At 35.2% G+C, this 355-nt stretch carries 1 pseudogene; it reads right to left on the minus strand.

Features of this window, described 5'->3' with window-relative positions:
* Window positions 1-231, minus strand: a pseudogene (locus IDG64_RS14480) (transposase); the annotation flags it as partial.
* Window positions 232-355: the final 124 nt, after the last annotated feature.

Raw genomic sequence — 355 nt, forward strand, 5'->3', positions numbered from 1 at the left:
ATGTATTTTATAATGTACAGCTCGTTGAGCTGCTATTTTCCTTATATTAAGTGCCATTAATACAAAACCTAGCTCTCGTTTAACTTTATTTATTCCTCGAACTGACATTCGAGTGAAACCCAAAATAACCTTCATAAATCCAAAAACAGGCTCTACATAAATTTTTCTATGACTATAGATTTTTTTCGTTTCTGGTTCAGAAAGCTTTTGATTAATTTGGGCTTTAATGTATTTCAAAGTAAAATTACATGTTAATACGTAGTATTAATGGCGAGACTCCTGAGGGAGCAGTGCCAGTCGAAGACAGGGGCCCCAACACAGAAGCTGACATATAGTCAAGCTTACAACAATGTGC

The organism is Staphylococcus sp. EG-SA-15, assembly GCF_017151895.1.
Taxonomy (GTDB): domain Bacteria; phylum Bacillota; class Bacilli; order Staphylococcales; family Staphylococcaceae; genus Staphylococcus; species Staphylococcus aureus.